Annotated in this window: 27 protein-coding genes; all 27 read right to left on the minus strand. The window is 40.4% G+C overall.

The window, feature by feature from the left end; translation table 11 throughout:
• Nucleotide 1 precedes the first annotated feature (1 nt).
• The 27 genes from CP352_RS03200 to CP352_RS03325 all read right to left on the minus strand — a co-directional run bounded on the left by CP352_RS03200 (nt 2) and on the right by CP352_RS03325 (nt 23,689).
• Nucleotides 2-1,003 (minus strand): hypothetical protein, encoded by a 1,002-nt coding sequence (locus CP352_RS03200; protein ID WP_089150506.1) that lies wholly within the window; start codon nt 1,001-1,003, stop codon nt 2-4.
• Complete coding sequence (locus CP352_RS03205; RefSeq protein ID WP_089150505.1) at nt 1,003-1,416, minus strand: hypothetical protein; 414 nt, start codon at nt 1,414-1,416, stop codon at nt 1,003-1,005. Before CP352_RS03205 ends, CP352_RS03200 begins: the two co-directional genes overlap by 1 nt.
• Before the next feature lies 1 nt (nt 1,417).
• Nucleotides 1,418-2,401, minus strand: coding sequence for a LysM domain-containing protein (locus CP352_RS03210; RefSeq protein ID WP_089150504.1), 984 nt, complete (start codon nt 2,399-2,401; stop codon nt 1,418-1,420).
• Nucleotides 2,402-2,415: 14 nt separating this feature from the next.
• Nucleotides 2,416-7,872, minus strand: a complete 5,457-nt coding sequence (locus CP352_RS03215; protein ID WP_089150666.1) for a phage tail tape measure protein — start codon at nt 7,870-7,872, stop codon at nt 2,416-2,418.
• Between the two features lie 79 nt (nt 7,873-7,951).
• Complete coding sequence (locus CP352_RS03220; RefSeq protein ID WP_089150502.1) at nt 7,952-8,167, minus strand: hypothetical protein; 216 nt, start codon at nt 8,165-8,167, stop codon at nt 7,952-7,954.
• Nucleotides 8,142-8,621 carry a hypothetical protein gene (locus CP352_RS03225; RefSeq protein ID WP_089150501.1) on the minus strand — a complete coding sequence of 160 codons (480 nt, stop codon included), beginning with the start codon at nt 8,619-8,621 and terminating at the stop codon, nt 8,142-8,144. Before CP352_RS03225 ends, CP352_RS03220 begins: the two co-directional genes overlap by 26 nt.
• Nucleotides 8,622-8,669: 48 nt before the next feature.
• A complete protein-coding gene (locus CP352_RS03230) occupies nt 8,670-9,095 on the minus strand; it encodes a hypothetical protein (protein ID WP_089150665.1) in 426 nt (141 codons plus the stop codon).
• Between the two features lie 14 nt (nt 9,096-9,109).
• Nucleotides 9,110-10,366: a DUF3383 family protein gene (locus tag CP352_RS03235; protein ID WP_089150499.1), complete on the minus strand. Its 1,257-nt coding sequence runs from the start codon at nt 10,364-10,366 to the stop codon at nt 9,110-9,112.
• The gene (locus CP352_RS03240; RefSeq protein WP_089150498.1) at nt 10,366-10,932 is read right to left on the minus strand and encodes a hypothetical protein; all 567 of its coding nucleotides are present in this window, start codon (nt 10,930-10,932) and stop codon (nt 10,366-10,368) included. The genes CP352_RS03235 and CP352_RS03240 overlap by 1 nt, the downstream gene beginning before the upstream one ends.
• Nucleotides 10,916-11,311, minus strand: coding sequence for a hypothetical protein (locus tag CP352_RS03245; protein ID WP_089150497.1), 396 nt, complete (start codon nt 11,309-11,311; stop codon nt 10,916-10,918). Before CP352_RS03245 ends, CP352_RS03240 begins: the two co-directional genes overlap by 17 nt.
• A 12-nt stretch (nt 11,312-11,323) precedes the next feature.
• On the minus strand, nt 11,324-11,860 hold the full coding sequence (locus CP352_RS03250) for a hypothetical protein (RefSeq protein ID WP_089150496.1): 537 nt from the start codon (nt 11,858-11,860) through the stop codon (nt 11,324-11,326).
• Nucleotides 11,857-12,252 carry a hypothetical protein gene (locus tag CP352_RS03255; protein WP_089150495.1) on the minus strand — a complete coding sequence of 132 codons (396 nt, stop codon included), beginning with the start codon at nt 12,250-12,252 and terminating at the stop codon, nt 11,857-11,859. The genes CP352_RS03250 and CP352_RS03255 overlap by 4 nt, the downstream gene beginning before the upstream one ends.
• Nucleotides 12,252-13,229 carry a major capsid family protein gene (locus CP352_RS03260; protein ID WP_233186903.1) on the minus strand — a complete coding sequence of 326 codons (978 nt, stop codon included), beginning with the start codon at nt 13,227-13,229 and terminating at the stop codon, nt 12,252-12,254. The genes CP352_RS03255 and CP352_RS03260 overlap by 1 nt, the downstream gene beginning before the upstream one ends.
• 2 nt (nt 13,230-13,231) lie before the next feature.
• The gene (locus CP352_RS03265; protein WP_089150493.1) at nt 13,232-13,780 is read right to left on the minus strand and encodes a hypothetical protein; all 549 of its coding nucleotides are present in this window, start codon (nt 13,778-13,780) and stop codon (nt 13,232-13,234) included.
• On the minus strand, nt 13,780-14,928 hold the full coding sequence (locus tag CP352_RS03270) for a DUF2213 domain-containing protein (protein ID WP_089150492.1): 1,149 nt from the start codon (nt 14,926-14,928) through the stop codon (nt 13,780-13,782). The genes CP352_RS03265 and CP352_RS03270 overlap by 1 nt, the downstream gene beginning before the upstream one ends.
• Nucleotides 14,929-14,930: 2 nt before the next feature.
• A complete protein-coding gene (locus tag CP352_RS03275; RefSeq protein WP_089150491.1) occupies nt 14,931-15,320 on the minus strand; it encodes a LysM domain-containing protein in 390 nt (129 codons plus the stop codon).
• A gap of 12 nt (nt 15,321-15,332) precedes the next feature.
• A complete protein-coding gene (locus CP352_RS03280) occupies nt 15,333-16,106 on the minus strand; it encodes a phage minor head protein (protein WP_089150490.1) in 774 nt (257 codons plus the stop codon).
• Nucleotides 16,087-17,571 (minus strand): DUF1073 domain-containing protein, encoded by a 1,485-nt coding sequence (locus CP352_RS03285; protein ID WP_089150489.1) that lies wholly within the window; start codon nt 17,569-17,571, stop codon nt 16,087-16,089. The genes CP352_RS03280 and CP352_RS03285 overlap by 20 nt, the downstream gene beginning before the upstream one ends.
• Before the next feature lie 12 nt (nt 17,572-17,583).
• Nucleotides 17,584-19,041 carry a phage terminase large subunit gene (terL, locus tag CP352_RS03290; protein WP_180707055.1) on the minus strand — a complete coding sequence of 486 codons (1,458 nt, stop codon included), beginning with the start codon at nt 19,039-19,041 and terminating at the stop codon, nt 17,584-17,586.
• The gene (locus CP352_RS10975) at nt 19,034-19,546 is read right to left on the minus strand and encodes a phBC6A51 family helix-turn-helix protein (RefSeq protein WP_143441347.1); all 513 of its coding nucleotides are present in this window, start codon (nt 19,544-19,546) and stop codon (nt 19,034-19,036) included. Before CP352_RS10975 ends, terL begins: the two co-directional genes overlap by 8 nt.
• A gap of 84 nt (nt 19,547-19,630) precedes the next feature.
• On the minus strand, nt 19,631-19,783 hold the full coding sequence (locus tag CP352_RS11040) for a hypothetical protein (RefSeq protein ID WP_158227691.1): 153 nt from the start codon (nt 19,781-19,783) through the stop codon (nt 19,631-19,633).
• Nucleotides 19,770-20,102, minus strand: coding sequence for a hypothetical protein (locus tag CP352_RS03300; RefSeq protein ID WP_089150488.1), 333 nt, complete (start codon nt 20,100-20,102; stop codon nt 19,770-19,772). The genes CP352_RS11040 and CP352_RS03300 overlap by 14 nt, the downstream gene beginning before the upstream one ends.
• 16 nt (nt 20,103-20,118) lie before the next feature.
• Nucleotides 20,119-21,111, minus strand: a complete 993-nt coding sequence (locus CP352_RS03305) for an N-6 DNA methylase (protein WP_089150487.1) — start codon at nt 21,109-21,111, stop codon at nt 20,119-20,121.
• Entirely contained in the window at nt 21,098-21,610 is a 513-nt protein-coding gene (locus CP352_RS03310; RefSeq protein ID WP_089150486.1) for an N-6 DNA methylase, read from the minus strand. The genes CP352_RS03305 and CP352_RS03310 overlap by 14 nt, the downstream gene beginning before the upstream one ends.
• A 1,027-nt stretch (nt 21,611-22,637) precedes the next feature.
• Nucleotides 22,638-23,141 carry an ArpU family phage packaging/lysis transcriptional regulator gene (locus CP352_RS03315; protein WP_005724912.1) on the minus strand — a complete coding sequence of 168 codons (504 nt, stop codon included), beginning with the start codon at nt 23,139-23,141 and terminating at the stop codon, nt 22,638-22,640.
• A gap of 47 nt (nt 23,142-23,188) precedes the next feature.
• On the minus strand, nt 23,189-23,437 hold the full coding sequence (locus tag CP352_RS03320) for a hypothetical protein (protein WP_089150485.1): 249 nt from the start codon (nt 23,435-23,437) through the stop codon (nt 23,189-23,191).
• A gap of 57 nt (nt 23,438-23,494) precedes the next feature.
• Nucleotides 23,495-23,689 (minus strand): helix-turn-helix domain-containing protein, encoded by a 195-nt coding sequence (locus CP352_RS03325; protein WP_198566936.1) that lies wholly within the window; start codon nt 23,687-23,689, stop codon nt 23,495-23,497.
• Between the last annotated feature and the right edge of the window lie 155 nt (nt 23,690-23,844).

Consider the following 23,844-nt stretch of genomic DNA (forward strand, 5'->3'; position numbering starts at 1 on the left):
CCTACATTGGTAATAAAGAACATTGAGTTTGTGGATTTTCTCCATCTGATGTATGCTGACCAGACTTCACATAAAATCTGCCTTTTAAGTAGTGAGACTTCATGTTGATACCAGTATTGATAACCATTTCAGGCACAAAAGGAAGCGTAATTTCCCAAGTCTTTTTCTTCGTACTGTCAGCCGAATTAGTTGATGGTGGCTGTACTAAGTCCTGATCATCAATATCAATCCAAGTCCTTTTTTCAGATTTTGGATCAACAATTTCTAATCTTCCTTTAACATAAGTAAAAGATGATTCTGTGTGAACAACTAGTTGCTTGATCAAAGTAAGTGGCTTGCCTTTTGCAGTATATGCATGCTTCAATACAGGATTTTTGTGTAATTGAAGCTTAGAAATCTTAATACCACATTGTGCAGCTATCCCCTTGATCACGGCTTCATAACTTGTGCCTTTTCGGTAGACCTTATTAGATCTAATTACTTTGGTTTCTCGTGTTTTAACACGATGACTAACCTTTTTAGCAGGTACCCAAACCTGTTTTCTATGATGATTAACAATCTTATTTTCATAGTGGCCAGGTTTGGTAGCTTCGACCAACTTAGATCTTTTGACTTCTTTTTTCTTCTCAACCTTCAAGCTATTAGCTTTCACATTGTTGTAGTCAGTACCCTCGGTAAAATTAATCACTTTGGAATCAGTAGTTCCATCATGCTGAGCGACATCAAATTTTGTGATGAAGCCTTCAGAAATCAACTTTTTGTGTGGTCCCCAATTAGCATATAAGTAAACTTTTTCGTCTTTTTCGAAGAAATCGGAATGACTCTTGGACAAGTTATACAGCGTAACCGTATTAACTGAAGGAGTCGGAGAATCGCTGAAATTTACTTCAAACGCTATTGGAAAGTTGTGTTCTGGAGTTTCATTGTTGAAAAAAGTCAGCTTTTGACCTTTTTTATTGATAACTTCGAACCAAACATGAAAATCTTTAGTAACAATAGCCATCAGCTTGACACCTCTTCATCCGTGTAGTTGTCTACCGATTCATCAGGATCGTAGCCTAATGGCTTAATAGTAGGATCACCTGTCTCAGATCCAAGCGGATCTACAACATCCAAATAAATTTGAACGGTATAGCCGAAATTACCTTTACCAGCATCATTTGCTTGATTTGTTTCATCCATTACACGCAAATCAATTCGAGGTAATCGCTTATCAGGTAAGTCATATCCAACAAGTTCACCTAAAATCAAAGGCTCTTGAGTTAACAGCAGGTTGCTGTCTGCATCCCAAATAGTCACGGTATAGTAATCAGCTATCTCGTTATAGTCAATTCGAAATGTGTAGACACCACCTGCAAGACTTATATCAAAAATGTCAGGCAAATCATCGACATCGATTGGAATGTATCTACGCAATTTACTTCACCCGAGCTTTCTTCTTGATGTCTCTTTCTTTTTTACTCAAATAAAGAGTTCTACCGGCATAAATCAAGTTAGGATTTTTGATCTTATTGACTTTTTGAAGCCAAGCAACTGACTGACCATATTTACGAGATAAGCCCAACAACGTATCGCCAGGCTTGATCGTAATTGCTGTGTAGCGTTTGTTTCTACTACCTGCTGTGGTCTTAGTTGACTTTGATTTCTTAACATGAGATTTATTGCCAGTTGAAGATGTCACATCGGCAGCTCTAACGTAACTGAACGTAATAGTGACCTTGAGGTTATCACGTAAATCTGAGAAACTTTGACCTAATTCAGAGATAAGCAGATGTGACTTCTTAAAATCACCCTCATACGTTAATTCCGTATGATGATCTCGCCAGTACTCAAGTTGCTTGTATTTAGAGTTAGCTTCTGCTCTGTCTTTACCAGTGATCAGACCGGCAATGGACTTAGATTCGCTAGCTGTACGAGCATGACTGTATCTTGGTGAGCCTTTATCAACTGGCCATGAAGTGATATTCACACTAGATGTTTCAGATTCAGTGTCAGTCGGAGAAATAAAAATGACGGTCGATGATTGACCGTCACTTCTGTAAATCGCACAATGACCTTCGTTATTGTGTTCTTTATTATGATTTGTAATTTTATCAGCAACTTCAGCACGATTAGTCTTGGCAGTTTGTAACTTGCCTAACTTATCCTTAGCTGCATCAGCTGCTCTTTTATATCGTTTATGTCGCTTATTAGCTGCATCATAGGACTTAAGCCATTTGTTACGCAGCTTAATTAACTTTTCTTTTTCCTTTTTAGGTTTGCCATAAGATTCCTGCTCATAGTAAATTGCCTTGGTTTGAGTCTTGACCATATCCCTATTGGCTTGCTTCTCTTTTTTGTGATAAGCATCATAAGCCTTCTTGGTCTTCTCATAAGCGGTAGGCTGTTTCTTTTTTATCATTAACTCGCCTCCTCTTAGTAAAGCGATGGGTCAGAACCAAATTCATGACCAAAGTACTTTTCAAGAACTGCAGCAATTTTTACTTCAATCATGTTGGCCACTTGGTCAGCATCTTGCTTGGAGTTACCAACATTACCATTGAAGTTAATATTGATTGTGATGATAGGCTTGCCATTAGGTAAACGACCAGGCTTAGCAGGAGTAAAGTCCTTAGCTAAGCTACGCAGTTTGCGTCTGGTAGTTTGGTGGTCATCAATCTTTACGTCACCAGGGACGTTTAAGATTTCCGGACCTTCTTCGCCAACTAAAAACGCACCACTTCCGTGATGCGTTCCTCCTTTGGCAAATCTTCGACCACCTGTTGGTCCCCATCCACCACCGTAGTGAATATCTGATCTCCAGTTACGGTCGTTAAATAAGGCTAACAGTTGGTCATAGCCGTTTTTAATTTTTCTATGGCCTTTAACAGCATAGGCATTAAAGGTTGGTGGGATAAATTGAAGCAAACCTTGAGCTGGATCACCAGCTGCACTGTTCACGTCTTGGATTTGCTGAGTAATGGTTGGATTACCACTAGATTCAGCGGAAATCATCGACATGATCTTAGAGATATCGCCAGGACTTACACTAGCGTGCATTTGATGTGCTGCTCTTACGATGTACTTACGCCATCTAGCAACGCCATCACCAGCGGGGTTACCATAGCCACCACCTTCGCCAAACTCATCACCGATCTTCTGCATTGTCTTCCAGAAGCCTGGGCCTACTGAGTTCTTAACGAATCTATCAAGTGTACTGTTAGTTTTTACGCTAACCTTGCCCTTACTTAATGATCCTTGAGTGTTGGCACCTTTAACACGGCCAAACAGTGGAGCGCCCTTACCGACAACACTCGATAAAGTGTTCATGTGGATGCCTTGAGCTGGAGATTCAGCACTAAAGTACTTGTTACCGCCAGCATAGACACCCACGTGCTCACTACCTGAACTTCCCCAGAATACCAGGTCACCCATACGAGCTTGACCTTTGCTGATATGCTGAGTTCTAGCATATTGAGCACCACTGAAGTGTGGATAATCGATTCCATAAGCGTGCTTGAGGGCATACATAACAAGTCCACTACAGTCAAATGCACTAGGACCTGTCGCACCCCAAACATACTTATGGCCTTCACCGTAACGTTCAACCGCCTTAAGCAAGCCACTAGCAGGACCAGTTTCACCGCCACTGTCATCAACTTTCTTTTGAGCTAAGCCCCAAAGTGATGACCAGTACTTTACACCTTGATCTGCACCGGTTTTATTTGCTGAATCAGCTAAAACCTTTGCACCAGCTTGTAAACCACTGACCGGCTTAAACATTGCCCGACCAGTCTTTTCAGGCTGTTTCCAGTTTTGCTTGGCAATATTGTAAAGTTGCTTTAATTCAGCATGACCAACGCCAGAACCTTTAGCAAAGTGAGGCAGTCCCATTGATTTGGCCATCTCTTGTGTTTGATGACCGTTCAGAACCTTATCACCTTTTTGCAGTGGTAAAATTCGATCCTTACCGGATGGAATAATCAAATTATTACCACGGACGATCGATTCCTGACGTGGGCCAGTAGTAGCATCATTAACCATTGCTAACGTGTTGTGAGGTAATGCACCATTTGAACCAGTAGCAAAGTGAACCGGTTTAATTGCTGATGCATCACCGCCAAATTCACCGATAACTTTGTCAATACCGTGAATACCACGGTTAAGTTGATCGATGGTATCTCCCATTGCATCTTTGGCATAACCGGACATCTTATCCATTGCCTTGCCAAAGCCTTTGGAAGTACTTGCTGCTGTTTTGATTACACCGCTGTGCATATTAGTCATCTGTTTATTAACAGAACTACGCATTTTAGTGTAATCAGTGACTACGCCCTTTCTAGTTTTTGTGCTTTGCTTAGTTGTGTTAGTAGTAATGCCACGCCACTTTGTTCTGCTGGTTTTATCAAGCTGAGTTAGTGACTTAGTAGCATTAGCAGTCAACTTCTTATAGTCGGTGCTTGCAGCCTTAGTATTATTAGCTAAGCCAATCGTTCCAGAAGCAAAATGCAATCTGTTAGCTAATCGAGCTGTGTCTTTAGCATTGATGACATCTTCGCCAGGTAAAAGTGTTCTCTTCAAGTTACGCTTGTTAGGCAATAACTCAATTTGACCATTTCTGTGAATTATGCTTTCACGGTTGCCGGTTTGCGGGCTATCAAAGCCGTCGTTAAGTACAGCAGGAATTCCATATTTAGATTTCCAATTAGTACCAGTAGCTAAGTGCAGATTACCAACTTTTAGCTTGCCATGAACGAACTTATCCACGTTACCACCAAAGGCACCAAGGGGCTTTTGAATATGGTCATGGAACCAAGATGCCAAGCCCTCAAATGGTTTCTTGAAGAATGCTACTGCTCGACCAGCCATTCGACCTAAGCCAGTTTCAAAGCCAGTCCAACCTGAGTTGACATCTTTCTTGATGCCACCAGCCCAGTGCTGCATCCCATTCCATTTATTCTTGAACCACTTGTTGGCCCGTCCACTCATTTGACCAGACCAAGTTTCGAAGCCGTGAAGCCCGCTTTGAGCGTTTTTCTTAGTCCTACCGCCCCAGGCTTCCATGCCTCGCCATTTAGATTTGAACCACTTGCTAGACCTATGCCCTAAATTCTTGGTCCATATAGGAAAACCTTTCATGCCTTTTTTAGCATCATCAATAATTCCAGTAGCCCATTTTTTGGCATTTACTTTAGGTAAAATACCTGATGCTTCAAGCTTAAGTTGACTATTTTTCGGTTTTTTACCATGAACTTGAGGCGTGAAACCAGCAAGCCAGTGATTAAATCCATTTTTCTGAGGGTCAAAGTCGCCCCAGTCCCAGTTTTGCTTACCTGCCCACTTGCCTATATCACGGAATAGGCTTCTAGTTCCATCCATTCCATCACTAGGCTTACCGTGTGGACTGAGCATCTGATTGGATCTAACGTATTTAACAACATTTCCTAGCCAAGATCCTCGTGCTTGCTGACGGCGAGCACCTCTGTCTCTCTTAAAGTAGTCAAGATCACCGATATGTGTAATATCATTCCAAAGGCCCTTGTATGATGCACCTAAAAAGTCACCGAGATCTGTAGGATGCAAGAAGTGGCTCTCTACGTTGTACGCTGAGTGATCAGAATGAGATTTTCTTTCTCCTGCATTACGTATGTCGACTCGTCGAATAGTTCCATGGTCATTAACCCATTTAGAATTAGAATCCCTTGGGAGAGTGACTGTTTTACCATTTTTTAGCTTTACTTTTTGCTTGATTGCATTTTTAGGATCAACTCCTGCATTGAATCCCTTCATAAAGCTTGCTGCAGCTGCCGGTCCCATTGCTTGACCAAGTTTAAGACCAATTTGTGCGCCAGCAACACCACCTAATGATGCACCAATAGCGCCACCAACTAAGCCGCCAATTCCAGCACCGTATTTGGCATATTTTACATTGGCACTCTTGGAGTTAATGGCCTGGTAGAAATCACTACCAATCTGGTAAGCATCGAATGCTACCGCCACAGTTGTTGTTAGCTTAGCAGTACCATTCATCTTTGAAATTTTAGTAGGCTTAGTTAGCTGGGACGTTGCCTTGCCTAAATTGGCAATCTTGGGACTAGTTTCGGCCAGTTCCTTGAAGTTACTCTTCAGTTCACCAAGGAAGCTAATTGTTTGAGCAATTTTAGTAGCACTGTAACCGGCTAAGAAACTACCACCAATAATCTTCATGGCGGTTGGATGCTGAGTAACAAATCTAGCCAAGCCGATCAAGGTGTTAGCAAAGTTCTTGATCACATTTTCTGTGTCATTTTCAAACTTCTTACCATCGCTTGACGTTAGGAACTTGGCAAGAGCCTCACCTGCGTCGTTTATGGCAGGCAACAATTTTGCACCTAAGTTAATTTCAAAGTCATTCATGGCCTGCTTAGCTCTAGCCACTTGCATCTTTGCAGTATCAGAGTTTTTAGCAGCTAACTTAGATACATAGGTACTCTTATCACCGACTTTTTGAGTTTCCTCAGTTAGTTTCCTAAGTTCACCGGTGTTCTGAGCCAAAATGGTTGCTGCGTTTTGTGCAGTTGAACCAAAGATTGACTTCATGAAGCCTTGTTCTTGGATTGAGTTTTCACTGTGTTGCTTGATGTGACTCCAAATCACGTCCATAGCATCAGCTAAACTCTTCAAGTGACCTTTGCTATTTTCAATATCCTTAGCAGTAATGCCTAATTTGGTAAAGACACTGTTCTTTTTACCTATGCCGTTTACCTGACTACCAATACGTTCGATGATGTCACGCATGGCAGTACCACCCATTGAGCCTTCAATACCATTGTTGCTCAATACACCTACCGCAGAAGCTGACTCAGCCAATGAGACATGCTCCGCTTTTGCAGCGGCACCAAAGTAATGAACTGAATCACCTAATGAGTGAAAACCAGTAGAAGTAGCATCCGCACTGTAGGCCAACATGTTTACTGCTTTGTTGGTATTTTCGATCATACCTTTAGCAGTCTTGACTCTCATGCCAAATGCTTCTATTACTTGAGATGAAACAGTGGTTACGTCGCTAAATTTATCACCTGATGCAACTGAGGCTTGCATTTCAGTTCTTAATGCACCTAATGCCTGGGTGGTCGTATAACCTCTTTTAACCAAATCTTCATAACCTTCAGCAATCTCTTGCTGAGATTTACCGTACCTGAGGGCCATATCTCGGCCTTGACGTTGCATTTCAGCAATTGCTTTGGTTACGTTTCTTTGATGTTCACCACCAAGGACAGCCAAGTTGTTGACTTCCTTGTAGGTCTGTTGCAAGTTACCGGCTTTTTTAGCACCACTTACGGCAGCGGCACCAATGGCAGTAATACCAGCAGCGGCACTATAAGCACCGCCTTTGATATTGTCCCAGCCACTTCGTAAAGTGTCTTTGATTTTGCCACTGGCTCTTTCAGCTTTGTTGATGCTTGAAGTTAAGCGATCAAATCCAGTTGGATGCAATTTGTTAACTTCATCATTCAACTTGTTAATAGATGCTGCAGTTTCATTGATTCTGGCTTTTTGGATGTTGAATGCATCGCTGTTCTTACCAGATTTTGCAGCAATCTTATCAAGCTCGGAAACTAGTCCGGATTGACGATTCTTAAGCCGAGTAATCTGACTTGAATACAGATTTACCTTTTGCTGATTGGCTTCGTAGGTTTTGCCTTCGCTTTTAAGACGATCAATATAAGAAGCAGTTTCAATATCAGCAGATTTGATGCTTTTTGCTAAGGCATCATTGCCATGCAGTCCTGAAAAACCAGCATCAACTTTCTTTATGCTCTTAAAGAGCTCATCAGTAGCTTTGTTGGCTTGAAGCAAACTTGAAATATCAACATTCGCTTTAAGATACCAACCTTCATGATCTGCTGCCATCTTATATCCTTCCTATCTAGTTTTTGGCTTTAAGACAAAATAAAAAAGCCATCGATTAAATCGATAAGCCTCACCTTCCCTATTTCTTGCCACCAAAGGCAATACCAATACCGTTGGCATTAGCATTTGATGTGATTTCAAACTTGTCTTTCTGATCTCGGACGTAAATTTCCCACAGGATTTCCAGTTGGTCTTCAGTTGCACGGTCTACCCATTCTTCAGGAACACCATGCATCACCAACCGGACAGAGCGTTCTAATTGGTTAGCTCTATTCTTGATCTCCTGCGACGTCATCTGTGCCCTCAGATACGTCGTTAAGAAAATTAAATACTGCTACAGCAGCTTCACCAAAATTCGTATGGTGATCCCAGAAGTCAGCAACATCCTTAATGTGTGGCAAAGTAATTACATCCTTGATTGCTTCGTTCATCAAAGTTCTAAAGCTATATTGACCATTGCTCATGTAGCTTTGTTGGATGATATCAGAAGCACGAATTGAACCAGGATAAGTTAATTCAAGAGCGTACTTAGTTGCTCGATCCTTATCGATAAAGACGATCTTCTTCTTGCCAAAGGTATCAGCAATCTTACTTGATTCTGCCAACTTGAGGATCATTTGACGATCGTCCATGATCTTCTTAGTGTTAGCAGCCATTTCTTCTTGAGTTGGTTGGGTTGAAGCCTCTTGATTAGTTTCAGTAGCTTCAGTTTCTTTTTGGTTTTCTTGATTCTTAATTTCTTCTGACATATTAAATTCTCCTATCTAAAATCGCATACGAATCTCGATGAAACTGTTCTAACGAACAGATTCCTTGTTTAAGTTAACTGCCTTGATTTGAAAAGGTAAGTTGGAAGCTTGTGCACCAACTGAGTAATCTGGATCCTTGATAACCAAGCAGTAAGAACCCCAGTAGTGGAAAGTAGTTGTACGTAAATCAAGCGCAAATTCGTTCAAGTTTTCGCACAAATCACTGAGGTATTTAGCATCTGGTGATACTTCACTGATGTTAACAGTGATAGTAGTCAAATCTTTGTTGCTAACTGACAAAATACCAGTACCTTGTGGGTCTTGAGTGATAGTGGCACGGTCTTGATCACGAGAAACAGTAATCATGGTGTCTTCACCAAACCCAGAGATGACTTTGCCACCAATTTGGAGGACACAGTCGTTGGCATTGTACTTGGCCATAAAGCCAGTCATTGGTGAGTTAATATTAGCCATATTTCATTCTCCTTTTATTGCATAATCGTGTCTGAATTAACTGTCCCGTGGATTGTCAAGCTATGGATCGCAGAGCTTGCATGGTAGGTAAATGAGGCACCGCTATAGTGACGCTTAGACAAATCATCACGAGATTGTGCACTACGAGGAGTGGTTGTAACTTCGTACATACCCTTGCTAGTGTCGTCATTGGTTTGGATGATGCCTTGCTTCCATGCGAGATCAAGAACATAACTAATTCTTGCTGAAACCATGCTGATACCAGTTGCGTCATATGGAACCTTGTCGTTGTCTTGCAAAAGTCTTTGCAATTCGTTACCGACATTGACCTTTACCCAGATTTCTCCGTGAAGAAGGTCGATGTATTCACCTGACATTGAGAAGCCTTCAGCGGTTTCATTACGGCCATCGACTTGGATGTATGCAATACAGTGAGAATTTTCGATACCGGCTCTTTCTTGAGTAGTAAGGTCTTCAGGAGTAATGCCTGCAAGTTCCTTAAACTTCCAAGTACATGAACCAACAGTCTTCGTAGCCACAGCACCAACAAGAGCAGTGTCCATAGCTTCTGAAATGTCATGCTTTAAGCCGATAGTGTAATTTTGACCATAGAATTGTGTGAATTGAGCCAAGTCATTGCTTTGAAGTACAAGGAAGTGATCTTGGTTGGATTCACAAATGTTAGAAGCCAAAATAACATCGTCATTGATTGTGTTGTCGACAAATGCCATGAAAGTCCAGTTGTAATACCAGAAGTCCTTCAATGTATCGAGCAACTTACCGTCCACATAATCCAGAATGGCAATTCTGTCTGAGTGGTTAGCTTGTGCAAAGTATGAGTTTGCCTTGAACCAAACAGGTGAATTTTCTGGATAGTCAACAGCAACGGCATCTAAGTTCTTGTATTCACGGTAAACGGCACCAGTGGCTGTATCGACCTTGCGCTTCAACAAGCCGTTCATTCTGTCGTCGTTACTCAATTCATTAGAAAAGGCTCTATCACCAGTAGTGCTAGAGCCTTGATCAGTCTTATCTTTATTGTCTTGAGCATCCTTAGGCGTAGTGCCGCCACTAATACCAGTACCAGCACCGGCAGGAGTAACTGCAGGAGCTGCAGTCTTCTTTAAAGTGGCTGGCTTATCTACCTTGTTAATCAAAAGTAGATTACCTAAGCCAACAAGTGGTTGAGGATGCAAGATCGTCATAATAACGTTGACATCTTTTACACGTTCGAAAGGTGCAACGACATTTGAGCCAATTTTATTAGGCATTAATTTTCCTCCTTCTTAGCATCAATGTGATCTCCATCAATCTTGCTGTTTGTCCGAATTGAATCGATAGTGTAGTCTTCGATTTCAAACTTCAACTTGTCTGCTTGATAGACAGTACCTGCTTTACTAATTAAAAAGTTAAAATAAAAACCATACATATTGTCATAGTTAGGACCCAACAACGTTGATGTATGGTCTTGTATTTTTGTACCTTGATTTGGTAATGCTGCAGGAACTACATTAACTTGATCAAACCATCGCTCATAATTTGTGTCGTGAACCAACCCATTAAGCAGATCGGTAGCCATTTGCTGAGCCATATTAGGATCAGTAGCATGACAATCAATTTGTAACTGCTCGTAGTATTGATCCGTACGATGATCTGCAGTCGTGTAGTCGAGCGGAATAATTGGATGGTAGGTAACATAAGGATAATCCGGTGCATTACCTGGATTATTGAACGGTACGAGCTTGCAATTAAAAAGATGATCAACCACCTTGGCCAAAACAAAAACGACCAGATAGCTGTCTTTCATCTCTGGTCGATAATTATTCTTCAATGCCATGTTGGCCATCTCCTTCTAGTACATACTCGTAAAACTCGGAATATGGATTCCAAATACCGTATGTAGTTACCTTGTAGTATCCCAACTGCGCAGGTACTTTTACAATCGTTCCCGATGGATATTTGTCAGTTGAGTACCACACCAATTTGCCTTCTAGCTGTCCGCCTCCGGCAATTATTTTTCTCCCTAGACTAGAATTAGGATTAATCGGCAAAACTGGCTCATGACGGGCTTCTGCCTTATCATCAGACAAATCAATTTCATCAGTAGGACCACCAATGTAAGCTTGATTTGAACTGTCGTCTGGCTTCCATACTTTAATTTCACTGGTTTCACCGAAATCAGCAATCATATCTGATGCGTCCATGTAAAAAGCCATTCTGCATCCCTCCTAATCCGGAATAATCTTATAAGTTACTTTTCTAATCATCTCGCCAGTATCAACCAACGGATTAGAAGAGTTTTTGTTCTCAATAGTCAATGGTGCGTTTGGTGGATTCTTAAGTTTGACCGCTTCTTCTTGAATATCCTTAACACAGGTAACTCCCAGCTTATTAAGGAATTTTATTGCAGTCGTATCACCATTACAGATATCCTTTAGCCCATCAAATACCATTTGCTTGTACTTGCCTTTATTAGCTTCCCATGCATTTTTGATAAATGGACGTGGTGGAATAACAACTTCTTTCAACTTGTAAAAGCGTTGCTTACCATTCTCATCTTTGTAGGGAACCATCAAATAGCCACCAAACTTATTGCCAGGCTTAGGTTTGATCGTTGCTCCATATTCGTTAGCTCGAACAATCGTCAGCAACTTAGCATCATTTTCGCCGAAGAAACCAACTGCCACTTCCCAGTGGTTGAGTTTATCTAGCTCCTTGGCCATCTTCATGAAGTCTGGATGATGTCCTTCAGTTCTAACTGTCAATGTGGGATCACCGCAATTCGTGGTGTACTGCCTTCTCCGTATCTTCTATAGAGCCACATGTATAGTTGGCCCCACTTAGAAGAATTAAGCCAGCCACGGTCGCTTATGTCAGCATAGTGACGCTCCAAAACATCAACCTTTTCTGAAAGGACACCTTGACCAGATTTTCCAATGACCGTCACTAGATGCAAGGCCATGTCGATCGTTGCCATTCTCAAAACCGGAATAGTTTTATCTCTGACCTTAACTTGTTCGGGCATCCCATCTGATTCGGCAATTAAAGTTGCTTGATCAATTAATGCAGTGAGCGTTTCATCAGACATCTTTTTGCTAATTAGTGAATCACCGATGGTTCTAAGAACATCTGGAGTAACTTCATCTGCGGTATTCATTAGTTAATACCGTTTAATCTTACAAAGCCTGCTGGGAACTTAATGCAAAGGCCACCGGTTCTTTCCATGTACTTGATCTTGGTCTTGCCGTCAGTGTATTCGACTCTACCAAAACGAGCTGGATTCATAGCGACCTTGATATCTGCAGTGTCTTGATCGTTAATAAAGATCATGCCACAGTCCTTCTTGCCTGCTGCTCCCTTTTGAGTGTTCCAAAATTCTGCTGATAATTCAGGAACTGGAACAATCTTGCTGAATACAGCATTAGCACCATTGTGCTTGGTATCTTGTACCATGCTCAAAATAGTGTCACTAGTGCTGTACTTGTTGTAAGGTCTAGTCAATAACGAGTATTCCCTTTGCGGAAGTGCAAGAACTAATTGAGCATTACTCTTGCCAGGCAAGAACTTGATCATGTTACCAGCATCAATAAACCAATTGATCAACTTGTTAGCATCGTTGTAAGGGTCAGTGTTTGATGGGTCAACAATCTTATCAAAAGTAACAGGTGCATCATCAGCAACTTGGAAGCCCGCCTTATCTGGATCAGAAGTCAAACCATAGATTGGCTTTTGTGAGTCATCATTACCATTAAAAATTAAGCGATCTTCCCAATCAGCAAGTGCATCGTTTGCGGCTTGAGTCTTATCACCCAAAATGTCCAAATCACCTTGTTGTGCTCTTTCGATTTCTTCGTCAGAGTATTCAAGTGCTGAACCTTTTTGAGTAATAAAGCCTAATTCTTCATGGTAAGTAACATCTACTGTTGTAAGGTCGGTAGCACGATCTACAACATCAGATGCTTGGCCCATACGTTCCTTCCAGTAGTACTTGTAAGTGTCATCCCAAGTTTTGGGCTTGTCATCAATCTGAAAAAGAGTACGTCCAAGACGTGCACCTCTAGCTGGGGTAATAACACGTGGATCAATGTACTCAAACATCTTTCTGGTAAGAACACCAGTATTAAATCCTGCCATTATTATTGTTTACCTCCCTTATCCGTAGTGGTTGGTTGAGTGTCTTGCTTAGTTGTTGGTTGATTATTATTTGAGCCGGAATTATCTGAAGCAGGAGCTGTAATGACCATATCAGTTAATTCAACTTGAACGATGGCATTCTTACCTGCATAGCCATCAGTCTTGAAACGACCTACAACGCTATCACCAGCCCCCGCAGTCTTGAAAGTGCCGTCTGAGTTTACAGTCGCGAAATCATAGCGAGAAACATCAGTAGTAATTGGAACTGAGATACCGCCTTTACGCAATACGCCAATCAATTCTCCAGCCTTGAACTTGTCATCTGGCAAAGCATTGTAGTCATCACCGTCAATGCGGTTACGCTTAATTGCAATACCCATGATTGGAGCTGATGTAGCAGTTACGGCCTTACCGTCCTTAATATTTACGGCAACGCCAAAATTAATTTCTTCACCTGCGGTAACAGTGTCTACAACATTGTTTTCAATGGTTGCTACCGTACCGTTACCTAATTCTTTCTTTTGATAATAGGTTCCTACTGGAATTGGCATTATTTAACCCCCTTGTACATGTGGTTTAAATCGTAATAAGCCTTGGCAATTGGATCAGCTGAGTCACCTTTGGCTTCTGGTTCAGGGCCTGCATAGCCTGAAACCTTCTTAGGCTTTTCCAACATGTCAAATGCAGCTTGAACATAGGTGTCTGACTTATCAGTGAAGTCAACTGAATCACCCTTGATAGCCTTAACAGCGTCAATCTTCATATCACGATCTGATTTGCCGTGATAATCGTATTCATCACCAACAAAACTCTTGACCTTGTCGATCAATTCAAGCTTCTTTTCAACGCCATCATCCTTGTACTTATCAAATTCTTCTTGGAGCTTCTTGTTATCGGCTTCAAGTGAATCAGCCTTGGCTTGAGCTTCATCGGCTTTCTTTGCTGATGCATCTGCATCCCCTTGAAGTTGAGCCTTTTCAGCTTGTAACTTCTTAATTTGAGCATCTAAATCAGCAATTTGTTTTGCCTTTGCTGAATTGTCAGCATCAAGCTTTGTAATTTTTTCAACATCATCTGCAGCCACGGTAATGTTTTGACCGTCTGCACGAACTACTCTTGTTTCCATTTGGTTTCCTTTCTCTTCAGAAGGTTCTACTTGTTCAACCGCTTCTGCACTGTCACCAATCAATCGAACTTCATGACCGGCTCGACCTTTCGGTACAACTGCAACGTGGTTGATCCTGATATTTCTTTGAACTGCATCGTACTTTGTGCCGTTGTAAGTACCACTAGTTGGATCCATTTGAGTTTCAAAGCCAATAGACAATTCTCTCTTGTCACCGCTCTTAATCTGAGAAATCAAATTAGGATCAGTAATAGTAATGTCGTTGTAGAGCATGTTGCCTTCAACATGACCATTCGAGGCAGTAAAGCCTTTCAGCAAGTCATGAGAGTTGTCTTTGGTTACTAACCCATGGTGTCCGTCTGTGACCGGCTTAGAGTTAGCGCTTGAAACCGTTGCATCTGAAAGTATTTCCTCAGGAAGCTTGGCTTCCATTTCTTCGGATCCGTCAGATTTAACGTACTTTTGCACCATTGCACCAGCAATTGGCACTCTGTAGACATACAAAAAGCCGGTCTGATCATCGAAGTGATAATCACGGATCGGCACAGAGTCATATCTTTGTACGGACGGCATTGTTATTCACCGTATGGCACATTAATTGGCTTATCAGGAATATAGAGCGTCTTGCCTGGTCTGATAACTGGATCTTCCTTGTCCAAATGGTTGAAGTAGCGCAATTGTTGAAGTGCTACGACAAACTTTTGAGCAACATCAAGCAAAGTATCGCCTTGTTGAACTACATATTGCTTACAGTTCGAGTAATCGAACATTCCTTTTGGATCTTTGACCACTGGTTTCACCTCCTTTACCGGTTCAGGCTTAGGAGCCACCGGCTTGGTTGGTTCTGCCAACTTTTCAGTTAACTTGCTTAAACCAGCGTCAGCATCTGCTTTAAATGCAGGCTTAACAACTTCTGTTAAACCAGCTGGCTTAGTTTCATTTGTGTTCTTAATTTCTTCTGTCATAAAATCACTCCTTTAAAAAATCGGCTCAGCGAGGCACCTGCATCGAATCGGCTCGCCAGGTAACTCACCATTGTCGCCACCATTTGGATCACCGTATTTAAAAATCTTTCCATCTAACTCACGATGTTTAGGCCTTACACGCCTGTCTTCCATTGACCGCCACAGATACTTTTCAGCACCTACTGACTTGGCACGGTAGGCATTAAGCTGACTGATGATTGTACCTGTTTGGTCGTTTGCGATTAGATCAGCATGTCTTTTTGCCATTCCGGTTCGATTAGTAATTGCATCAGTGATGCTTGTAATACCGCCACCGGATGTAATTGACCGGTAGATGTCCTTTTCAAGTGAGTGCCAATACCAAGCATATCTGTCATCAATCAGTGAGACGTTCTCACGAATCTTGCCTTTAACGTAATTACGCAAAACATTGTTGTCGCTGATAGGATCAAGGCCAACAATCGCAGCTTGTGCTTTCACGTTGTTGTAGCTGAATGCATTGATGGATCTAACAAACTTGGTAGCAATTGCATTTTCGTCATGAGCCTTTTTCGCTTGTTGCATTCCGAAGCCCATTAACTCAATTTGCTGATTAAGCTTGTCGGTCCAATTAGGATCATCGGTAGCATCATCAAGTTTCAATTGAGTACCACCATTGACGTACTGTTTTAAATAAAACTGAGCATAGGCTTTAGCCCCTCGATCCCAATCAGAAACAATCTTTTTGAGATCACGAGCGTATTGATGTTCAAGTTTCATTGGGTATCTAGTCGGAACTCTTCTCATTGTCGTGGATCACTTTCTTCAGTTCAGTCATCAATCGCTTTGCTTGTTCCATCGTTACGCCTTGATCAATAGAGTCACCTTTAGTTTGAGTCTGCATCCCTTGAACGGCATTGTTGTTTTGACCATCAACCATTTGGTTAGCTTCATCAGGATCTTTAATACCTGAGTTAACCAATGTGGCCACAGCATTTGCTGTATTTTGGAATGTTTCTGACTGAGTTTTGTCGTCAGCGCTCCAAAGTGGATTAAAAACAAGCTTCCAATCAACGCTGTCAGGGTCTTCTGAACCGCCTGCAACATCAGTTGACCACATAAGTAGTTCAATAATGCGTTCTAATTGCGGTCTCAGCAGTTCTTCTTGCAAAGATTTAACGCCATCGTAGTAATTTGCAACATCAGTAGTCGCACCAGCCAAAGTACCAGCTTGTTCTCCCAACAAAACCGACTTAGGAATATTTGATGCAGCTGCTAATTGTTGCCAAGCAAACGTCAGCAGATTTTCAATACCGGAAACGTTGTTTGAAAAGCGCTGGAATGTTTGACCATTATGCAAATTCAAAATCGAATCAGTTCCCATGTTTTGAGACAAGATTTTATTTTGCTGATCAAATTCTGCCTTGCTAACTGGATCATCTGGATCATAACCAGCGCCATCATCAGTTAATACGTTGATGTCATACGCATATAGCAACTTACCTACTGAATACAACGCTGTGTCTAGCACATGAATCTGATCCCAACACCTAGTAATGATTGAGTTACCAGTGTCATCGTCTTCGAACTTGTCTAGTGAGATGTGGAAGTAACGTGATTTATCAATGACAATCTGCTTTGTTTTCGGGATGCCTGGCTTAATAGTGCCGTTAGCATCAACTGTGTCGCCAGATTTGGTTTGATTGATAACCACTGCAGCTTCTTTCATGTAATTGATATCAGTTGGATTATCATTTACTTCAATCTTTTGAACGTGATTCTGGCCAAATACGTGGAAGAACGCAATATTAGAGATTGATTGTTTCTTTGGATCAAATGGCTTAGCTGTATTGTTATCAAGCATAGGAGAATAAATACCAATTGTTCCGTATGCATCCCCATGAGCGTAGTAGTAAATAAGCTCCTGACACAGTGATCTTTTAAGGCCTAATGCATCAAGAGCTTTTTGATATTGTTCCTGCTTTTTAGGATCGTTAGGATAGATGATTCGCCATCCGTTCCTCGTGGCGTCCTGAGCAGGCTTAGTGACTACTTTGTGAGCAATACCATTCTTATGAATGATGTTGTCGATCAATTCATAGTCTTGATCAGCCATGAGTGGCGTATAAACCGGACGTGTATCACCAAATCTTTGAGGTTGACCAGTGAATTGAGATTCATAGTCCATAAAATCTTCACGATAGCCGTCCATTCTGGTAGCTGTAGCCGGTCTGCGCTTATTGCTAGGCTTTTTTCGATTAAATAAACCCATGTAATCTCCTTTCTAAAACTTGATAATTCCAATAGGTCTGCGCTTGGCCTTGTGCAAGCGTTGCAAACAGTAGACCATACTATCGACATTATCGTCATGCGGTGCATTCGGGAATGAGAATATTTCTTCCAACCAGTCTTCGACTTCAGGCTTCCATTTGGGATGCGGAACATAGACATTTCCTGACTCCCACAACGGGCTGACAGATGCTGCACGAGCTTCCTTAGAATCAGCACCAGGTGAAACAGCGATGACACCTGGAATTTCATGTTTCAAGGTATCTATGATGGCTGGACCATTTGCTTTATCCTCGACCAGCTTTGCCGTTGACTGTGGATAAAACCGAGTCATGGTTCTAATTGCATCAAGTGTTTCCGTAAAGCTTAAACGCTTGTGACACCAGCCTGGACGTAAATAAAAGTCACCATCACGTCTGCTCCAAACTTGACCTGCTACAAAGTCGTCGTTTTCCTTACTCTTAAACGTTGCATCCCAACCTTGAACAGTTTCTTGCAAGTGTCGTGGCAATATCTTCACGTCTTTATCGGTTAAGTGAAGTCTTGCAAGCGTTTGACGATCAGGCACATAAAACCGAACCCATTTGCGTTTGAAAATATTACCGTCTTCTATGCTTGGACTTTGCTGATAAAGAGCTGCAAAGCCCTGTGATCCCATTTCTTTTTTCTGAATGAGTAAATCTTTTAGGCTATGCAATTCAGGACATAAGGCCTCGCCATTATGACGACCAATTACATCAGTTCCACCTGGCTTAAGATCAGTAGCAATTGCTGGTAGCTTAATTTCTTCCCAATTACGAGACATCGAATCCAATAATCTTCCTGCTAAATCATCGGTCCTCCATCTGGTCATAATCACCACTACCGAACTGTTATCTTGCAGACGAGTGGAGAATGTTTTAGTCCATTCTTCCCATACTTTCTTTTGAATTGTTGGTGAATTGGCTTCTTCGGCATCTTTCACTGGGTCATCGACTATTAAAAGGTCAGCTGAGTGACCAGTAGCAGCACCTAAAATCGAAGTAGCAAAAAATTCACCTTTGTGTTTGGCAATGGTGAATTTATCTGCAGTATTTATATAAGTTCTAAGTCCGAACAAGCTTGGTCCCCATTCGTTGAAGTCTTGACGATTAGTATTAGCAAACTGTGAGTACAGACCTTTTGAGTAAGTAGCAATCATCACTTTCTTGTCGGGATGCTTCATTAGGTAATATGCAGGAAATGTTGATGTAATAGTTAAGCTCTTGCCGTGTTGAGGTGGCATCTCCACAATATAAAAATGCTGTTCCCCATTAACAATCTTCTGTAACTTATCAGTAATCAGCTTGGTATGCGGATAAAGCTTCATGCCAGGATTAGCCAATAGGAAATAATCGGCATAGCTTTTCCTTGCTAATGCATGCCTAGCAGCTAATGCAATTCCGTTCTTCTCATCAGCACTTAACTTAATCACTATCTTCACCTGCCATCTTTGCTAAATTACGCAAATCTTCAATACTTAACTTGTCCATCTTTTCTCTAGTCTTGTCAGCAACGGTATGAAGCTGTTCAACTTGTGCCTTTGCTACTTCAGCCTCGGCTTCTGCCTTAGCTGCTTCTGCAGTCTCTTTTCTAATTCGTGCTTTTAAGAGCTTCTGACTGCTTTGACTGTTAAGCAAGTCACTGTTACTTAAAATTATTTGAATTGCCTTGAGGACGTTTTTATCTTCACCCTCATTTAAAATTCGATTTAAGTTGGATACTACTTTGGGGAGCAAATGACTAAAAGCATAAACGCTGTATTCAGTTCTTGCCTTTTGAAACTTCTCGTCTTTTTTCCAGTTTTCAACGGTATTTAGGTGAACACCAACGTCCTGTGATATCTCTTTTAGAGTCTTACCTTGGAAAAGCTGAATTACTGCCTTTTGCCGTTTCCAACTCAACTTATCAAATTCAGTATTTTTACCAAGTTTTACCAAAGCTTTTAGTCACACCTCCTCAAATTTCAGCAAAATAAAAAACAACCGAATTTGTTCGATTGCTTGATTAACTTAATTGCATCGCTAGTAAAGATCATCTTCATTAACTGAATCTGATAAAGCCTTTTCAATTGCTTTTTCTAACAATGCCGCAACATTATTTAACCCTTTAGTGAAAAAATTAACTTTCCATCCTTCAGGTACCCATTTACTATGACCATACTTAATGTATTTCATACTGGCTTACCTCATTAGCTAAATCTGTAATTCTTAATTCCAAAATGTGGTATACAGTCATCATTGCATCACGTTGAATTTTTAAATAATCATATTGCGATGGTGACACATTAATGTGATTAATTAGTACATCATCGATCTTTAGGATCTTATCCTTTAATTCATCATGTTCCATCTTAATTCTGATCAAAACACCTTTTTTACTTTGAACACCTGCGTGATCTTCTTCAACTGGCTTAGTGCTATGATCATCATCTGACAAGCCTTCTTTGATAGCTTGATCAATCTGACTCATTTCATCTTTGTTAATTCTCTTCATTTCATTCCATCCTTTGCTAATTATTAAAATAATTATCTAACATAATTGCTTTTAATCTCATTAGTGCCACATTTTCTCGGTCATTGTATTGTTTAGACATTTGTGCCCACATAATTGCAAAGGCATGTATAATATCTGGCAATTTATCCCATTTTTTAACTTCAATTTTGAAAACCTTATTATTTGTTAAAGTAACTACATGCTCAGTATTAAGATCAATATTTACATCAGGAACATTTTTGTAAGCTTCATTAATTTCTTTATTAGCATCAGCAGACATATTCAGCAATTCACATAAACCTAAAATACCTAAATCTTGTGCCATTTTCTTGTTGATAGTTAGCTTTATTACAGCCTTTTCTTGACTAATTCTCTGCAAATCTTCGCAAATAAGTTTTAAATTGCTAGAACTGTCAGTCTTTTCTTGCTTAATGCTGATATATCTTGTTGGCTGAATAATAAAGTCATTGTTTTTAATCTGGTCAATAGACACGACTTTAGACATACCTTCTTTATCCTCAGGGTTATCAAGCAAACTCATGATTTGTTCAATGGCATCATTATCTAAAATGTTAATTTGCTTTTTATAAACTCTTTTAGTATGGGCGCTACTACCAACTTGCCCTCGTTGTTCTCTTTCAACTTGCTTTGCTAATGGTATAGCATCTACCATCACTACATTTGCTGTTGCTTTATGTTTGTTAAAAATCAAAAGGGAAGTCGGAATACTAGTACTTTCAAACATTTTATCCGGTAGTTGAATAACAGCTTCAAGGTAATTATTTTCAACTAAAGCCTGTCTAATTGCACTTTCTTCCTTGTCACTCGTGGTTAAAACACCATTTGGCAATAAAAAGACAGCTTTATCATTTTTATCCAAAGCTGTTTGGATAAACGCATAATTCGCATTATTTTCTGGTGGAAGACCAAAGGCAAATCTTGATTGAGACATTGCGAAGAATGGATGCTTCCATTTCATGTTGTATGGTGGGTTACTAATCGTTGTCATTTGCTACCACCTCTCCAAATTTATTACCAGGAACTACTTTCCAAGAATGTTTAACTTCATTTTGCAAAACATCCATTTGATAAACACTTGCATCTATATTTCTAACCGCTAAGTTAAAGATCAATATTGGCATTACATTTTCATCAAATTCTAGGCATTCAGCATGAATATTATGCTTTAAGTTCCAACATTGAATTGTTAAAGCACCACTTCCAGCGCACATATCTGTAATGCTGTTTTCATTGTCTCTTAAAGCAATATTTGCCATCAATTTTGCTAATGTTGTAGGCGTATAATCTTGCTTTTTGTCTTTTCTATCTGCTTCGTAGTACTGAAAAATTTTTTGAAGCCAGTCAACATTTAAATCACATACTAAATCACAAAATTTTTGTTTGGCTTGTTCGTCATTCCAATAGCTCGGAAGCTTGTTTATTAATTCTTTTGTATTTTTTGAATTAAATAACTTCAAAGTTCTAGTTGTTAGTTCCTTTAGTTCCATGATGTTGTTTCCCTCTTTTTTTATGTTTGTGTTTCTTTTTGTGCTCGACATCTCTTTCAAGTTCAGCAAGGATTTGATTTTCTTCCTTGCACGATACGAGACCAAATCTTTTAGTGCGATACATTGCTAATTCCTTTCACACGAAAAAAGGCACTGGAATTAACCAGCACCTTAACACGTGATCCTAAACATACATAATGTGTTTTGTTCTTGATTACTAATTAGCAGAACCACGTAATGAGCAGTTAAGGAATCGAACCCTAACTGTCCGCCAGTTAATTAAATAAAACAGAGGTATTTATAAGTGACTCCATTAATAAGCTTACCGACGGACAGACACGAGTCTGCCCAAGATGGTAGCAGCATAACCACTACCGAATGTGAGAGATTTTTTTAATGCTTAAATTGATTATCAGCACAACCAGTATTGCTACTGGCTAAGATCTAATGAAGTGCCGACCTTCAGTGCATGCAGAGCAACATGATCAAGGGGAGATTTTCACCTCCACAATTTAAAAAACATGTACGTTGCCGAACTTAGATCAAAGGGCCGCCTTTTCAAGCGGTTAGGTTAAGAAAACCTTGTTATCAGAACACGGACTCAATAGTCCTTTTTTATATCAATGCTCCGCTCGCTTACGGTCATCGCAGAGCTAAGACGTGAGGCAGGTATTCCACTGCGACACGTCGGGAAACATGATTTATCTTGTCTCAAGCATTTGTTGAATCTTTGGGTTCAAATTCAATAAAAAACAACAAGATTGATTCAGCCTCAGTATTTCTGAGGCTATGACAGCATCTGGATTCGAACCAGGTAACTTGCAAGCCACATAGTATGCAATGCTGTCACCTATTTCAAGGAGGACATCCATTGGTAAAAGTAAATTTCCGTCGCATCGGTCGAGGTAGATCTCCTATCTACTTTCTCGACAATAACAATTATCTGCTTTTTTCATCATCGGGCGATCCCAACTTAATCCCGATTAAATCCCTTTCAGATCCCGGTGTGATCCCACTTTCATCCCAGTTACATCCCGTTTTTTCGTTTTCGCGTAGTTTGATCTGCTCTCCAACCAGCATCTGCTAGAGTTTCACCAGGATAAATCTGCAAATCAAAACGATCAGCTTCATCAGGAAAATACTTGTCTTGTGCCGAGATCCAACACTCAGCAAATTGATTCAATGCAACATTCTTGAAATCACCGAACTGATTATGATTCATATTACAGTCACGATTGATTTCCCATACTTTCTTATGCAAGACGTAAAATTCAAATAGTATCTGAGGAGATACACCTGATGTATGATCAATGGCATATTTGATTGCTTTCAAAACATCAAATGCTGCCAACCTTCTTTCCATCATCTTTTCTTGGCTATTAACGCCATTTGAGTGAGCGGGAGCAAGTGATAGCTGGGGACTAGATAAACTAACCCCACTGAGCCGTTCCATTCTGTTAATCTGGCTGCTGAGAAAATCATCTACATTTTCTGCTGTTAAAACTTCGTCTGGTAAATCAAATAAAAACACTGTTCCACTCCTGTATCTCTTCAAACTTTAAAATCTACATCACATCATTATTTATTTTGCTTATTGAGTATTCCTCCTAATTTCTTCCCATCTTCAAACGCTTGATCAGTACCACCTTTATAATAACCGGCATTGTAATTGGCTTCGGCAATGTCCTTAACCAATTGTGCAATGACCTTGGCTTGTTCAACGGTGGTAATAGCTTTTGCATTCTCTAGCATTTTATAGCCGTCTTCGTTGATGACATCATAACCACTCTCAGCTAAGACTGACTTTAATTGATCAATTGGTTTCATTTTTATCCTCACTATGAATCTCTAAGAGCAATTTCAAGTCTGCTAAACTCACAACCTTCACTCCCATGAAACCAGCCACGCTGGTGAAACTTCTAATACTTTTGCTAACTTTTCTACTCGACTAAGAGACGGCTCCCGTTGTTGCTTGACGTACCATTCAAGTGATCTCTCACTAATACCACTTAACTTAGATAAATCCTTTAAAGTAATATTTTTAGCAGCACAAGCTTCTTTAATCTTTAAAAACGCCATTACCAGTCTTCCCGTAAGTCTGGATCTAATACCAATATTGACCAACATACTAGAACTGGCAAGATTATAAATACTATTCCAAGAAACGCATTAAACCAGTTACAATGCGGCATCCATAGAATAAATAGGTTGCTAATAACACCAAAACAGATAAT

Source organism: Lactobacillus sp. UMNPBX1 (assembly GCF_002554085.1).
Taxonomy (GTDB): Bacteria; Bacillota; Bacilli; order Lactobacillales; family Lactobacillaceae; genus Lactobacillus; species Lactobacillus crispatus.